Origin of the sequence: Dapis hubbardiae BLCC-M172 (assembly GCF_050016015.1) — a bacterium.
Taxonomy (GTDB): Bacteria; Cyanobacteriota; Cyanobacteriia; order Cyanobacteriales; family Microcoleaceae; genus Trichodesmium.
Genome location: NZ_JBNHEQ010000019.1, coordinates 1663 through 18134 on the forward strand (window position 1 = coordinate 1663; position 16472 = coordinate 18134).

General features: G+C 35.5%; 10 protein-coding genes and 1 pseudogene. 9 read left to right on the top strand and 2 right to left on the bottom strand.

Going from position 1 to position 16472, the window contains the following annotated elements:
• From ACP6PK_RS02445 to ACP6PK_RS02465, 5 genes are all read left to right on the top strand, one after another.
• Window positions 1-760 (top strand): HEAT repeat domain-containing protein (locus ACP6PK_RS02445; RefSeq protein ID WP_426557455.1); only part of this gene is annotated, 760 nt, incomplete at its 5' end.
• A gap of 243 nt (window positions 761-1003) precedes the next feature.
• A complete protein-coding gene (locus ACP6PK_RS02450) occupies window positions 1004-1675 on the top strand; it encodes a hypothetical protein (RefSeq protein WP_094677711.1) in 672 nt (223 codons plus the stop codon).
• Window positions 1672-2595: a DUF1822 family protein gene (locus ACP6PK_RS02455; protein WP_426557457.1), complete on the top strand. Its 924-nt coding sequence runs from the start codon at window positions 1672-1674 to the stop codon at window positions 2593-2595. The genes ACP6PK_RS02450 and ACP6PK_RS02455 overlap by 4 nt, the downstream gene beginning before the upstream one ends.
• Before the next feature lie 357 nt (window positions 2596-2952).
• Window positions 2953-5538 carry an ABC transporter substrate-binding protein gene (locus tag ACP6PK_RS02460; RefSeq protein ID WP_426557459.1) on the top strand — a complete coding sequence of 862 codons (2586 nt, stop codon included), beginning with the start codon at window positions 2953-2955 and terminating at the stop codon, window positions 5536-5538.
• A gap of 407 nt (window positions 5539-5945) precedes the next feature.
• Window positions 5946-6257, top strand: coding sequence for a hypothetical protein (locus tag ACP6PK_RS02465; protein WP_094677701.1), 312 nt, complete (start codon window positions 5946-5948; stop codon window positions 6255-6257).
• Between the two features lie 331 nt (window positions 6258-6588).
• Here the strand turns inward: ACP6PK_RS02465 and ACP6PK_RS02470 are convergent, their stop codons facing one another.
• Entirely contained in the window at window positions 6589-7125 is a 537-nt protein-coding gene (locus ACP6PK_RS02470) for an ExbD/TolR family protein (RefSeq protein WP_426557461.1), read from the bottom strand.
• Between the two features lie 112 nt (window positions 7126-7237).
• The gene (locus ACP6PK_RS02475; RefSeq protein ID WP_426557470.1) at window positions 7238-7987 is read right to left on the bottom strand and encodes a MotA/TolQ/ExbB proton channel family protein; all 750 of its coding nucleotides are present in this window, start codon (window positions 7985-7987) and stop codon (window positions 7238-7240) included.
• 582 nt (window positions 7988-8569) lie between these two features.
• On the opposite strand from ACP6PK_RS02475, the gene ACP6PK_RS02480 reads away from it, so the two are divergent.
• The 4 genes and pseudogenes from ACP6PK_RS02480 (at window position 8570) to ACP6PK_RS02495 (ending at window position 15754) form a co-directional block, all read left to right on the top strand.
• Window positions 8570-14251 carry a response regulator gene (locus ACP6PK_RS02480; protein WP_426557472.1) on the top strand — a complete coding sequence of 1894 codons (5682 nt, stop codon included), beginning with the start codon at window positions 8570-8572 and terminating at the stop codon, window positions 14249-14251.
• 597 nt (window positions 14252-14848) lie between these two features.
• Window positions 14849-15214, top strand: a complete 366-nt coding sequence (locus tag ACP6PK_RS02485; protein WP_094673458.1) for an RNA polymerase sigma factor — start codon at window positions 14849-14851, stop codon at window positions 15212-15214.
• A gap of 33 nt (window positions 15215-15247) precedes the next feature.
• A pseudogene (locus ACP6PK_RS02490) lies at window positions 15248-15370 on the top strand (sigma factor-like helix-turn-helix DNA-binding protein); the annotation flags it as partial.
• A gap of 15 nt (window positions 15371-15385) precedes the next feature.
• On the top strand, window positions 15386-15754 hold the full coding sequence (locus ACP6PK_RS02495; protein WP_426557464.1) for a hypothetical protein: 369 nt from the start codon (window positions 15386-15388) through the stop codon (window positions 15752-15754).
• Window positions 15755-16472: the final 718 nt, after the last annotated feature.

A 16472-nucleotide genomic window follows, 5' to 3' on the forward strand; every position in this document is an offset into this window, starting at 1 on the left:
AATAGTAACTGGTTGGAAAGATAAACCAGAAACTTTTGAATTACTCAAACAACTGGCAGTGTATGATGATAATTCGGATGTGCGAGGTGAAGCACTACAACAAATAGTAACTGGTTGGAAAGATAAACCAGAAACTTTTGAATTACTCAAACAACTGTTAGTGTCTGAGAATGATTTTCTGGTGCGAATTAGAGCAGTAGGAGAATTAGCAACTGGTTGGAAAGATAACTTAGAAACTTTTGAATTACTCCAACAACGGGCAGTATATGATAATGATTTGGGTGTTCGATGTGAAGCAGTCATACAAATAGCAACTGCTTGGAAAGATAACTCAGAAACTTTTGAATTACTCCAACAACGGGTAGTATCTGATGATGATTTGGATGTGCGATGTGAAGCAGTAAAACAAATAGCAACTGGTTGGAAAAATAACTCAGAAACTTTGGAGTTACTCAAGCAACGGGTAGTGTCTGATGATAGTTCGACTGTGCGACGTGAAGCAGTTCGACAAATAGCAACTGGTTGGAAACATGAACCCGGAATGTTTGAATTGTTTTACAACACTGCCCTCAACGATCCTTGTAAAGAGGAAGAAGACTGGGAAGACAACCCTCGACAAACTGCACTAGAGGCAATACTCAAACATTACCTAGATCATCCGCAAACCCTCCCACTATTACAAGATAGAGCAGAAAATGATCCACATGAAGAACTGCGGGAGTGGGCAAAAAGGGAATTGCAGCGATTAGAAAATACCTAGTGTGAGCATGATGCTCACGAATAAAAAAAATGTTCTTGTAGGGACGTTCCATGGAACGTCCCTACAATTCCTTACCCCCTAATTTGAAAATCAAAAATTCAATCATATCCCCTAAATCATAAAAAACTTTTGACAGGCAGATATATAAAAAGGAGAGGGTTAAAAATTAAGGTAAGCCAAATATATATTTGTGGTTGATGGGCTAAACTCAGAACATTCAACCATTGTTATAGGAGGATCGCCGTGGAAGACCAACTGCGAGACCTAATTACCCAAATATGTCAATCTCAAAACCCTAGTCCAGAACGCCAGAAAGCTTTAAATAGATTACTGATACTAATCCAACAACTACCAGGATTATATAGGTCATCTCACCAAAATTATCCAGAAGCTTTTAATCGTACTTTAGAATGGGCAAGCAAAAATATTCAAAACTTTAATCCTACTTCTCCTTGGGAAAAAAGTTTTGTAATTTGGATTAATGGTTATTTGAAATGGCGCGTCCGAGATTTATATATTGCCGATAATAAATATCAAAATGAGAGTATAGATAAACCTATTAATGATGATGAAGGACAGTCAACAACTTTAGGTGAAAAATTACCAGCTAATACTCTCAGTTTATTGGAAATTAAAATTGCTGAACTACAACAAGCCAAACGTCAAAGGCAAGGTCTTGCAGTTCAGGAATATATTAAGAAAGACCCAGAAGAAAAACTTAAAAAATCTCATCCTAAAAAACATCCTGAATGTAACTGTCATGTATTAGCCATTCGGTTATTATTAGAAGAACAAAAAATATCTAATATTTCTAGAGAAATTAATATTAGTAACCAAACCCTTTATTCTCACTGGAAGCGCAAATGTCTTCCTTTGTTACAAGAAATTAGTAGTAAATTTGGAGAACAACCATGACCCTAACTTTAGCACAACCATTAACAGTTTTTTTAACTGCTGAAGCTCATCAATACGCAGCACAATTTGCAGCGGAACAAGCAACTCCAGAAAAAGGAAAACAAGTTTATCTAAATACTCTTGCTGTTGTGGCAGTGCAAACTTATTTAAAATGGATAAATATTCAAACAGCTATTCATCAAAGTGATTGTTGGGATGATGGTTTGAGAGCAATATTTAATGTAGCTGACTTAGTTTTACCAAATATTGGCAAGTTGGAATGTCGTCCGGTATTACCAGGGGAAAAAGAGTTTGATTTACCTCCAGAAGTTACCGAAAATAGAATTGGTTATATGGCAGTTCAATTTGAGGAAGATTTAAACCAAGTACAACTATTGGGATTTGTTTCTGGAAGAAAGATTAACCAATTTCAAGAATCTATTTTTGTGAGTGAAATAGATTCTTTAGACACATTAATTGACGAAATTGATTGGTGTCAAAAATTTATTAACTTACGGCAGTGGTTTGCCGGAATTTTCCAGACAGAATGGCAACCTTCAGAATTATTACCTGATACTAATATGAGAAGTTTAAGGAAAAGTACTTCAGATTCAGAAGTACCAACTATTAGTTGTGGAAAAATTATTAATTGGGGTAGTGGAGCAACTCAGCAAGCTACAGTATTCGTGGTAAAAGTTACAGCTAAATTTGAGGAAGAAATAGATATTTGTGTAAGGCTTTATCCTGTTGATGAAATTCTCTATTTACCTATTGGTTTACAAGTGCAAATATTGGATGAGTCTGGCAATTATTGTATGGAAGCTGAAGCGAGGGAAACAGATGATTGGATACAATTAGAATTTGGCTGTAAACCTCAAGAACAATTTACTGTAGAAATGAATTTAGGTGAGCAAGTAATTAGAGAAAATTTTGTAGTTTAAGAGGATGGTTAATGAATTTAGAAGTTAGTAGGGGCGAATGACCATTCGCCCTTACAGAAATTGTTTTTGTAATAGAGATTTTGAGTAATCTTCCAAAAACATTTTGCCTTAAAATGCGGAACTTTAGACCCAATTATTTTGATATATAGTCATTTCAAATAAGGATGAAACACTTTTTTGGCTGAAACCCTTTCTAGGCAAGGGAAAACTCGTCCCAGTCTTATTCAGAATGACTATAGCGTTTCTCAGACTAATGAAGTACACCTATACCTATCTTTATTTCTATTCTATCCCCTGTTCCTTGTTGTCTAAAACAAGCGAATTTTGTACCTTACCAGTATAGGAATTACTATAACTATGAAAATAATTAAAATTAAACTGATTGATAGTGTTAATGATAAATTTCATGTAACTTTAACTTTAATAGATACTAAAGATACTAATTTTCATTCCATTGATGGTTTCTTGCCATGTTTACCTTCTCAACTAGAAACATCTTTTAAAGAATGGAAAGAAGCTTACTATGAGTTAGAAGATGTGCGGAAAGTAGCAACTCGCCTTAGTCCAAAATCGGTCATTAATTATTCTAGTTCTGAACAAAAAGAACAAGTTAAAATTACTCTTAATCAATGGCTGGATAGTGGTGAGAGTAGTTGGCAACCTATACGAGATGAGTTAATTGCTGTTTTAAGTTCTCTACAATCTTCTGGAGAAGAAATTCGCTTATTTTTGGATATTCAAAATCCTAATTTATGTCGAATTCCTTGGCAAGAATGGAGTTTATTTGAGTCTCGTTTTCCTCAAACAGAAATTGCTATCCGAGTTAAGGGTAAGGGTAGATTTAAAGGAGTTCGTAAATTATCGAAAGTAAGAATTATTGCAATAGTTGGCAAGAGTGATGGTATTAATACAGAGTTAGATTTAGAGGTAATTCAAAAGTTAAAAGAAAAGGGTGCGGAAATAAAATTTTTAAATCAACCAACTAGGGAGATTTTATCTAATACTTTGCGGGAAGAACCTGGTTATCATATCTTAGTTTTTGCTGGTCATAGTTGTAGTAAAGAAGATGGTTCAATTGGTTGGATAGATTTGAATGAGGAGGATAGATTAAGTATTGAAGAGTTTAAAAATTCTTTGAAATATGCAATAGATAAAGGGTTGCAGTTAGCAATTTTTAATTCCTGTGATGGTTTGGGTTTAGCAAATCAATTGGCTAACCTTGGTTTATCACGAATTATTGTTATGCGAGAACCTGTTCCAGACATGGTGGCAGTGAAGTTTTTGGAGTATTTTTTCGCGGAGTTTGCTAATAATAAATCCTTGTTTGAGTCTGTGCAAATAGCAAAAGGAAGGTTAGAACATTTTGAAAAGCTTTATCCAGGGGCGATGTGGTTGCCTACTATTTGTATTCAAGAAACAGCTTTGTCTAATTCTCTGAATTGGCAGCAGTTAATTCATCCAAATTCATGGCAGAAATTTATCAATAAATTTAAGCTACCGTTAGGGTTGACAGCCGGATTTTTATTGGCAATTTTGGCGATAAATTTAGTTGAAAATAAACCTCCAAATATTACACAAACACCAGACATTTATCAAAATATTAGTCAGGGAGAAAAGCTCTTAATTTCTTCAGTGAAAACCCCTGAAAAAGAAATGGGAATTCAGGAGTTTAATAGTGGCAAATTTGGTCAGGCGATCGCTCAATTTCGTCAGTCTCTCCAAGTCAAGAAAAATGACCCGGAAACTTTGATTTATTTGAATAATGCAATTGCTCAACAAAAGTCTAATACTAATATTGGGGAAAAGATAGAAATTGCCGTAAGTATTCCAATTAGTCAGGAGTCAGATATTGCTCAGGAGATTTTGCGAGGAGTTGCTCAAGCTCAAAGTGAATTTAATTGTGGTTTGAATAAAATTTCTCTAGCTATTACAAATATTGAAAGTACACTAAATTGCTCTGGTAGTTTGAATGGTAAATTTATACAAGTTACTATTGCTGATGATGAATATCTGCCAAAAACTGCTGAAAAAATTGCTAGCGCTCTGGCAGAAAATGAGAAAATTTTAGCTGTTATTGGTCACTATTCCAGTGATATGACTTTACAAGCTGGAGATATTTATAACGAAGCTAAACTTGTGGCTATTTCTCCTACTAGCACTTCTATTCATTTGAAAAATTTTGGTAAATTTGTATTTAACATTTCACCGAGCGACCGTTTGGCAAGTCAAGCTTTATTTAGTTATCTAAGCAAACAAAATTGGGTAGATAAAAAAATAGCAGTTGCCTATATACCTGGGAATAGTTACAGTCAATCTCTAGCTAAAGAATTTGAGAAATTACTACCAGCAAAATTTGTACATAAATGTGATATTTCACTCGGAAATTTTAGTGCTAATGACTGTGTGGAAGAAGCAAAAAATCAAGGTGCAGAAATAATGCTTTTAGTTCCTGCTACAGACAGAACTTTAAGTAATACCATAGGCATAATTGATAATGCCAAAGGATTGAAATTATTGGGTGGAGATTCTGTTTATAATCCTAGGGTATTAAAAGATGCTGGTCAACAAGCATATAAAACAAATTTAAGTATTGCTATTCCCTGGCATCGTTACCCTAATTCTGAATTTGCTCAAACAGCTAAAAAGTTTTGGAATGCTGAAGTTAGTTGGCGTACTGCTACATCTTATGATGCAACTAAAACTATTATTAAAGCAATGGATGAAATGATGGGTAATTATTCTCGTAAACAGTTACAAAGAATTTTATCTAGTCGTGATTTTTCTGTAGAAGGAGTAACAGGAAAAATTAAGTTTGGAGAGTTAGGCGATCGCCAGTTTCTCGACAAGGATAAGTCAGTATTAGTTCAAGTAAAACCTAGTGTTAAATCGGGCAAATATGAGTTTGTAATTCGGAATAACGAAGAAGTAAGAAGTAAGAAGTAAGAAGGAGGAAGTAAGAAGGTCAATGTGCCAAGTCTGGAAAATATGAATTTGTAATTCGGAAGAAGTAGGAAGGAAGAAGGCTAATACCATTTTGTATTTTCATTATTTGATTAATAATCAACCCGGAAAAGAAGCTAGATTTTTTTGCTAGTAGCAATTTTTTTCCAATTGGTATTAGCACTGGGAGTACCTCAACCCATCCACAACCATGTACGGATTTCCTGACAATCGAATGCGGTTAAGCGATGAAGGCGTTAAAAAAGTTCCCAATCGCGTTAAAATTCAAGCAGATACAATTAACTTTGGTCAGTTGCAACTGTCGGGACTGCTTCTGAGTTAATTGTGCAGTTGTACTTATGTACTTTTAAAAGTGCTAAATTGCAACATAAGACTTAGGGAGAATAATTGTGGCCAAAAAAGACAAATTAAAAAAGTCTAATCTTCTCTACCAAAGATTAAAAGAAGCATTAGAAAATGGTAGTAAAGTCCGCATTGAAGCTGAGGAAAGTTACTATGGTTTCCCTATTACTTTAACAAAAGATTTTGTAGAAATTATGGTCTTAGTGCCACCAGATGAATATGACGAAGAAGATGATTCTTTTAAGCAGGTGACATGGTTGATTCGACTTTCGTCTATTTTTGCGATCGCCTACCCTACGGAATACTGGTCAACGGCAAGATTGGAAAAATTACTGGAAGTAGGTTCAAATCAAGTTTAAATTTTTTTTAGTTAAAACAATATAGAGGTATATTAACATTTTCCCGTTATTATCTTTAATTTAACGGGAATTGATGATAAAACAGTACAGAAACTGGAAACCGGGCTTGTGCAAACAGATATCAGTATTGTGATATCTCTAAAACAAACCCGGTTTCTTAATGATTGACTTTTAGCAAAAATAGGCAACAAGCAAAAGATTTTTATATAGCACTATAAAAAAGTATTAGGACATTAATAAAATTAAAATCTTTTACAACCAATAGTTTTGATTTGAGCTGATAGCTGATGTAGTGACACTTCGCGAATTGTTACTACTAACTAAAATGACTCTATTGTGATGTTCCAGGAGCAGGAGGTAACTTATATTCATTAGGATCGACTGTTCTTGCTGGAGTAGGTTTTTCGTCAGACTCAGAGGGAGTAACTGACTGCCCAGAAGTATTGCCAGCACCAGTTTGAGGCGAACCAGGTAAAGTTGCTAGAGCTACACGATCGCCTCCCACCTCTCGCAACAAATCTAAAACTTGCACAACATCATTGTATCTTGCCTCTTTAGGAGCATACAATACAACAACCCCCCTGGGATTAACCTGATTATATCTACGCACAAACTTTTCCAGTTCCACAGCATTCACAGGTTGTTGTTCAATAAAAGTTTTTCCCACCTCATTCACACTCACCAGTAACATATCTTGTGATTGAGGTTTACCTGTGCTAGCTTTTGGTAAATCAACATTAATTGCTTGCTGACGGGTTAACTGCAAAGCAGCTAAAAGAAAGAAAGTCAGAATACAAAAAATTACGTCAATTAGAGGTATTAATTCAATCCTAACTTCTTCACTAGCAAACTCTTGATTAAGTTTCATATTTTTTCAAGTCAATATTATTTTGTTTCAATAAATAATTTGCTTTTTTGTTTTATACCACTACAAAAAGCTGATAGCTGAATGCTGAATGCTATAATTGCTAGATTTTTATTCAGTTATTATTAGGCTCATCTGGAGGTTGTTCAACATCACTTTCCGGTGAAGAATCTGTTGGCTTTTTATCCTGTTCTAAAGTATCTGAAGTATTTCGAGAATTCTCCACCCATGAAGAGTAAAAATAAGTATTTTTATCTTGTGAATTGTACTTATTTAAAGATAGCTGTTGCCAATATTGTCGGTAGAGCAATTCCAACTCATTTCCAGCTTTCCGAAAAACCTTGATTTGATTAAATAACAAACTTTGAAATAATCGATAAAATACCAGACTAAAAATAGCTACTACCAAACCAGCAGCCGTACTAATTAAAGCTTCACCAATACCTACTGTTACTCCAGCAGTTGAAGAAGTACCCAAGTCACCCAGGCGAATCGAACCCAAGGAACCAATCAGACCCAAAACAGTACCCAGTAAGCCTAACATGGGAGCCAAAGCAATTACCCCTTCCAATAACTTATCTCCCTTCCGCATAGAGGCCAACTCATCATCGGCGGCAGCCTCCAGTGCCAATTTAAACACTTCTGGCTCTGGGTTTTGTAACCGTAAAGGTGCGTAGAGAAAACGACCAATAGGTTGTTTTAGGGTACGTCTCGCCATTTCTGTTGCTATACTCCAGTCCCGGCGTGCCGCCTCTAATACCCGGTTAACCGTTTGTTTTTCCTTAATTAATAGATTTGTCCAGAACCAGAGGCGATCGATTATGGTACTTAGGGACAAAATTGATAAAACTAATAGAGGCCACATAGCAGGGCCTCCCTTCTGAATCAGCTCTTCAAAAGTCACAGTATATTCACTCCAGCAGTTTCTAACTGATTAATTACTTAATAATTGTCTATTTACTTTTTATGAAGTTCCTCAGAACTATCAAATTTTAATAATATATATACTATAGAAATATATCTTGACAAAAGTCAGAGTAAATGATATTTTAAAGAGTCAGCAAATATTAATATTTCTACATATTTTTTTAGGCTTAATCCTGGCATAAAGTTTCAGCATATTTTCAGCATTTACTTTGACGACTGGTCCAAAAGAGAATCAAATTATCAGGTGCAGACTACATAAATTAGGTTTAAAACCCATAAAATTAATATTAAGGGTGTCAATGTTTCAATTTATCAGTTGTTAGTTAACAATTACGTCCCTGATTAATAATTAGCTGCAAAATGTGGGAATTAACATTAATTAGGAAATATTCTGGAAATAGGGGGAGTTATGACCGAACAGTTATATTACTCCCACCAAAGGAAACCTCCAAAATTGCATTATTCGGGACGAAAACCCACATTGACAATTTTTAGCAAACACCATCAGAGTAATTGCAAGATGTTTATTCCCTCCATCAGTCAGGCTATCGATTACCATCCTCTTACCGCTACACCAGAAACTCCTGTAGAAGATGTCATTGTCTCCATGAGTAGTACAAGTTCAAGTTGTGTGCTAATCATAGAAAAACCATCTCCTACCAGTGAGACCATCCTGGTTTCTTCTGCGATAGAACCAGGCGATCGCAGTGCCGAATCCCCAGACCAAATTGAGAATTCCCATTCTCCAGATACAAGGGTACAATCTTTAGGGCCAATCATTGGTATATTTACTGAGCGAGACTTAGTACAGTTAGCCTCTATCGGCGCTCCTCTGAGTGGATTTCCGATTGCTCAAATTATGATTAGATCCATAATAACAGCCCAACTATCGGAAATTCCAGATATTTTTGCTCTCTTTGCACTACTAGAAAAACATCAAATCAACCACCTACCAATCGTTGATGACTTAGAAGAACTTATTGGCCTAGTTACTGGCCGTAGTTTTATTTTTAATCAGCCCGATCCAAATAACAAAAGTCAAAAATCAATAGTCAATAGTCAAAATAAATCATTAAATAATCAAAATATTGCTGTTAATCAAGATTTAGAAGTCCAGGATAATGTAGTAAAAAATCAGAAGCATTCATCATTACCTCTCAAAATAACTTTTGATTCATACTTAAAATTACCAGCCAAATTAATTTCAATTAATCAGTTAGAAGAAATCCATGAATCTCAAGTTATCCAAGCTTCATTATCTTTATCAATTAGGCAAATTACCCAACTGATGTTTACCCATAATGTCAGTTATATTCTGATTATCGAAGCCCAAGAAAACAAACCTAAAAATCAGACTGAAAGTAACCCAAAAAAACAAAATTCACAACATCAAAAATCAACCAAAATTCTAGGTACAATTAGTAGTAGAGATATAGTACAACTACAGGCATTAAAAATAGACTTTAATAAAACTAAAGCGGAGATAGTTTGTAACAACTTACCTGTCCTAATACGCTCCCATGCAAGCCTAGAAGTAGCTTTAGGTTTAATGAAAAAAAATTATTACCTACTACCTCTAATTGTGCAAACTTCTACAGGCAAGATAGGTAATCTTATTACTCCGACAAAAATTATTCAACAAATACTTCTAGGCAAATCATTATATCAATCATTAATTCGTTTTCATAATTATATAGAACAAACATCTATCCAACTGCATCAAGCCGATGAAAAACTTAAAAAATCTGCCATTGAACGGCAAAAATTAGCAGAAAGTCACTTGAAAGAACAAGAAATTGCAGCTCTAGCTATTGAAGGAAATGAAGATGGAGTTTGGGATTGGAATATCAAAACTAATGAAATTTTCTACTCTTCTCAGTGGAAAAAGATCTTAGGCTATACAGATGATGAAATTTCTCACAAAATCGATGAATGGTTAAATAGAATTCATCCAGAGGATATAGATAAAGTGAGTGCTGCTGTTCAAGAACACTTAGCTAAAAAAAATCCAACTTATCGAATAGAATATCGAATTAAATGTAAAGATAATCGTTTTATCTGGATTTTAGACAGGGGAAAAGCTATATGGAAATCAGGAACGCCAGTGAGAATGGTGGGAACTTTTGTTGATATTACTCAGGCAAAAGAAACAGAAATACAACAACGGTCTCAAGTAGAAAATTATAGCAAAATAATTAATAATTTTCAAGAAATAGTTTGGCAAACTGATGCTAAAGGTAACTTAATTTTTTTAAATAATACATGGGAAAAAATTACAGGTTTTACACCCGAAAATAGTTTGGGTAAGAATTTTTTAGACTATATTCATCCAGAAGATATAGAAAATAATCCAGAAAATACAGAGTTAGCTATTATTAGTAACAAATTAATTGCAGGTTGCTATCAATTAAAGTTGTTAACCAAAAACGGAAACTATTGTCCAATAGAAATGAAGAGTACATTGGTAGTTGATAGCGAAGATAATATTACTGGTATGGTAAGTACCCTAAGTGATATTTCTGCAAATATCGCCACCCAACAACACTTACAAGCGCGTGAAAAAGCAATCAGAGAACTGTATGAAGTCACTACAGGTGCAGGTAGTTCCTTTGAAAGCAGAATAGTTGCATTGCTTGAAATGGGATGCCGTCGTTTTGGTATGGATATAGGTTTATTAGGGCAAGTTTTAGGAGAACGTTATGAAGTTATTGCAGCTCATCTACCAGAATACTTCCTATTTGGAATAGCTAAAGGAGACGCTTTCGCCCTGGAACAAACATTTGACCGGGAAGTATTGCGATACAATGAACCCCTCGCGATCGAATCAGCTAAAGATTCTCAGTGGCGACATCATCCAGCTTATACTGTGCGTCGTGTCGCATCTTATATTGGTACTAAAATTTTTGTCTCAGGAAGAGTTTATGGCACCCTCAGTTTTACCAGTCGTTTTGCCAAGAATAAATGGAGTGCAACAGATATAGAAGTTTTAAAATTAATGGCAACTTATATTGGCGGTGAATTGTTGCGACAAGATGAGACAGAAGCTTTGCAAACAAAATATCAGCACTTTTTATTACTCAAACAAATTACCCAAGAAATTTGCTCAAAGTTAGATACTAAAGAAATTGTTCAGACTACTGCTACCCAAATTGGAAGAGTATTTGGAGTTAACCGTTGTTCAATTCATAGCTATGTTGCTGAACCCTATCCACACCTACCTTGTGTCGCTGAATATTTGGAAGCAAACTATGAATCAACATTGGATTTAGATATTGCTGTTACCTACAATTCTCATACAGAACAATTATTAGCAGAAGACAAAGCGATCGCCTCTCCAGATGTATTTTCAGATCCTCTATTAAAATCATCCGCACCGATGTACCGGAGGCTAAAAGTTAGGTCAATGTTGGCAGTTCGTACCTCCTATCAAGGACAACCAAATGGCATTATTAATTTACATCAATGTGATTATATGCGTCAATGGAAACAGGATGAAATAGACTTATTAGAAGAGGTGGCATCTCAGGTAGGATTAACATTAGCTCAAGCACAAATATTAGAGTCAGAAGTTACCCATAAACAAGAATTAGAAAGTCAGAATAAAGCTTTAGAACAAGCGCGAGAAGCAGCAGAAGTAGCTAACCGTGCGAAAAGCGAATTTTTAGCAATGATGAGTCACGAAATTCGCACCCCCATGAATGGTGTAATTGGAATGACAAGTTTATTATTAGATATGGAATTAACCCATGAACAACGAGATTTTGTAGAGACTATTCGCACCAGTGGGGATGCACTGCTAACTATTATTAATGATATTCTTGACTTTACTAAAATTGAGTCTGGGAAACTGGAATTAGAACACAGTCCTTTAGATGTTAGAAGCTGTGTTGAAGAGGCGCTAGAATTATTAGCACCAAGGGCAGCACATAAAAATTTAGAACTGGCTTGTTTAATTGATGATTCAGTGCCAGTAATGATTGTGGGAGACGTGACAAGGCTGCGTCAAGTCTTGGTAAATTTGTTAGGAAATGCTGTTAAATTTACAGAAACAGGAGAAGTAGTTGTTTCTGTAAGTGCTAGAAAAATTGGTGAAAATTATCAAGAAGATAGTCTCTTAGAAGAGATAAATTACGAAGAAATATCTAATTTTAAAACTCCTGGTAAAATCACAGGAAACTATGAAATACAATTTGCCGTTAAGGATACAGGTATTGGTATTCCTCCAGACCGAATGGATCGCTTATTTAAAGCTTTTTCTCAGGTAGATGCTTCCACAACTAGACAATATGGTGGTACAGGTTTAGGATTAGCCATTAGTCAAAGATTAAGTGAAATGATGGACGGTCAAATGTGGGTGGTTTCTCAGTCAGTAGAAATCAATAATTTGCCAGAAGCCAAAAAACACAACTCCCTGTTCAAAATTGATGATAATGGCGGTATTAATAACAAAAAAAATGACATAAATATTGACAATATTTATGCGACTGAATCTATAGTAAATATTGCCGGAACTCCACCATCTTACTTTGTCAAATCAGAAGTAGGTAGCAGAGGTTCAACCTTTTATTTTACTATTAAAGCCAAGGCAATTGCAATGCCTTTTCCTGAAGAAATTGATAGTTTCTTAAAAGGCAAGACAATATTAGTTGTAGAAAGTCATTCTGTTAATCAAGAGGTAATTAAACAACAAGTTAAATCATGGGAAATGATACCTGTAATTGCTGATTCTGCTGCTAAAGCTTTAAGCTGGTTGGAAGAAAGAAGAACTTTTGATATTGGAATTATCGCCATGAATCTTTCAGATATGGATGGACTGACATTAGCTAGAAAGATTCGGAAATTGGAAGCTGAACAAAACTCAAAACAAAATAACAATTCTGAGTTATCTTTACCATTAATAATGTTTACTTATATTGGCAAAGCAGAAATTTTCCGAGAACTTCAAGAGGCAAAAGTTAGTCTAGCTGGATTTTTGAATAAACCAGTCAAACAGTCTCAATTTTATAATGTTTTACTGCAAGTATTTGGAACAACAGGAGAAGGAGAACTTAACCCCAAAACTCCTAGTTTAGGAGTGAAATATTTTCAAAACCTGAATGACAAAAGTAGCGATCGCTCAAATCTCCGCATATTGTTAGCAGAAGATAACGTAGTTAATCAGAAAGTGGCAATACATTTACTAGAAAAAATTGGTTATCGTGCAGATGTAGCTGCTAACGGTATAGAAGTTTTGGATGCTCTCAAGCGGATACCCTACGATGTGGTATTAATGGATGTGCAGATGCCTAATATGGATGGAATAGAAGCAACCCGTCAAATTTGTCAAAGATACCCAGAAGAAAAACGCCCTTGGATTATTGCTATGACAGCTAATGCGATGCAGGGCGATCGTGAGAAGTGTCTAAATGCTGGTATGGATGATTATGTGACTAAACCAATTCATCGCGAAAAATTAGCACAAGCTTTAAACAGATGTAAACCTATCCGAAACAAAAAATCACAATCGAAAACTGATTCAGCAAATGGAGTCAGTAGTCATTCATCATCTCCAGAGTCAACATTAGTAAAAATAGATCCTCCAAAGAAACCAATTACTCAGAAACAGCAATTTACGAATGGTAAGGTAGAGTCAACTTCTCAGTTGGAGGAAACAATATCGCTTCAAAGTGCATTGCCTATTATCCCGCCAAGCAATACGGAAACAGGTTTACAGGAATTAGCAAAAATTGATAATTTCATAAATTTAGATACAAAGGATATACCAGTTACTGAGGAAACTACAGTTTTAGATTTAGATTTCTTAGATGATATTTTAGAAGCAAAAGACGATCAACAACCAGCCCTCGACCCTAAAATTATAGAAGACTTTCGCAATCTTTATGACGATGAACCAGATACCCTAGCTATTTTGATACAAGACTATCTTGCTGATGGCGATAAACACATGAGTACGATTAGAAAGTCTATTAAAAAACGTGATTATGCTGCATTAAAATCAGCTTCTCATACACTTAAATCTAGTAGTGCTTTATTAGGAGCAACTAATTTTTCTGAACTATGTAAAGAGTTAGAATATATGGCTCGTGGTACGATCGAGTCGGGAGCAGATTTTAATTTAGAAAAAGCTACGGAAATACTTTCACAAAGCGAAAATGAATGGGAAAAAGTTCAAGAAGAGTTAAGCCAAGAAATAAATTTATAGGATTTTTTAGGAGTCAGGAGTCAGGAGTCAGGAGTCAGGAGGAAAAAGAATTTAGGCGTTGCTGATTTGAGGTATGAAATTGAAATTTGGGTAAATTTTAAGCCAAAATAATAGTGCTAATTAAAACCTGGTCAGTATTTTATTTAGCTCAACTGAAATTTTTATTCCATACTCAGAGCTGATAATTACTGTCCAGGATTGCACTTTTTTTTTACTCTCCTACAGCGCTTTTCAGATGGATAAACCACATCGTCATAATCAAAACTCTGTAGGGGGCGAATGGCCATTCGCCCCTACTGTGGTCTACTGAAATCAAAACCGCTGTAAGTAAATTCACACAAATTATCTCTATATTATCCAACAAATTCTAGTGTTTTTACTATTGTGGATTGAGGTATAGACAAGTAATATTAGAAGAGTAAAGTTAATTAATTGAAGGGTAGAAAATCTAGCCATTAAATAAATAAATAAATAAATAAATAAATTTTTTATTATCATTTAGACAAAATTTTAACCAGGAATTTTACAAAACTTTTTATTTAGTGGTAAAAAATCAGGATGCCTACAAAAATATGCTGTTCTGAATAAAAACGTAAAATGTTGGATAGGCAAAAAAGAACTACAGATGTTAATTCCGTATTTTGGCAGGAGTGGCAAAAATATCAAGACTATCTCTACCATTGCTGCCTGAAATGGATGGAAGGGAACTCCACGGAGGCCGAAGATGCTCTAAGTATGGCTATGCTTAAGGCCAGAGAGAAAATGGGAAAGAATCTTCAACCCATTGATAATTTCAAAGCATGGTTAACTACCATAACTCACAATCTTTGCATGGACATCCTTAAACATAATAATCACTGTATTGTAGGATTTGAGGATGCTGATGCTATGTGCTGCTGTGCCAATAATACACTATCGGTAGAAGGAGTCAGTCAAATTGAAAATCCAGTTCTTGCTGCGTAGCAGCAAGAACTGGAAAATTTTGTTGGCCTGGCCATCGATAATTTACCAGGGAGACTACAGGAAACTTTTAAGCTCTATTTTCAGGAAGAGCATTCTTATCAACAGATAGCTACAGAACTTCATATTTCTTGTACTAATGTCCGTAAGCGCATTTCCCAGGCGCGGGCTATTTTGCACAAGCGTTTAGACGAATATGAAGGAACAGTTGAAAAGACTGTTTTTGAGTCGGGGAAAAAGGAAAAGTCAGAACCTGAAGAGTTGCCAGAGGAAATTGTTGTTGCTGAGGTATCCCAGGAGGAGGTTTTGCCTGGTGAAGTTCAGTTATCAGTTACCAGTTATCAGTTATCAGTTAAGAGTACCTCTAACTTAAGTCGGAGGCTTGGAAACAAGAATTTTCTTTTTTATCTTTTTGAGATGGGAGGTTTGAGACCTTATTTTTTGGTCAGGAAGCAGGTTATCAAGAGCAAGCTATCTGACATCAGGGGTTCGCCTTTTGGAGAAATTTATTTACCAACAATAGGCTTTCGTTCCTCTGCTTAATGACATAGAGGTAGAAGGAAGTTATTGTTTTTAAGTCAGTCTTAATAATGGGGCGATCGCTTTTTTTAGTTAACAAATCGCATTTATAATACCTTTGGCGCAATATAGAGTCAAGGGAAATTTGCCATGGGAAAAATGTAGTGGACCGTTTCATCTTAAATGGTGCAATAGTAGGGGCGGGTTTCACCGTAAATTTTCATGCTTACTCTAAGATTTACATAAACCCGCCCTGCCCGACGGTGGGTTATATCATTGGGGGCGGGTTTATCTGACTTACTTGTGAAAACTTGTTGTACGGACGTTTTGCTAACGCAAAGCTCCGCTAACGCTGCGCGACATGGAAAGCGGAGCATTCCGGAACGGAAAACGCATTTTTGTTATGCAACGTCCCTATGGTGAAACCCGCCCCTACGAAATTGCATAAGTTGAGCTAAATTGTAGGGTGCGTTATACGGCTTAAACTCATACTATGAAAGGAATTTAGCAATCCGTTGTAACGCACCATTGCATAAGTGTCAATCCACTACACTTATTGCACCATTTCAGGTTAAGCCACCATCTAGGTGTAGGTGGACTTGGGATACCAGAATTGCTCATCCCAACATGGGCTTTATTGTTGTTGGGTTTCCTACCTCAACCCAACCTACGCGAACTATTTTAGCCAAATTGTAGGGTGCGTTATACGGCTTAAACTCATACTATGAAAGGAATTTAGCAA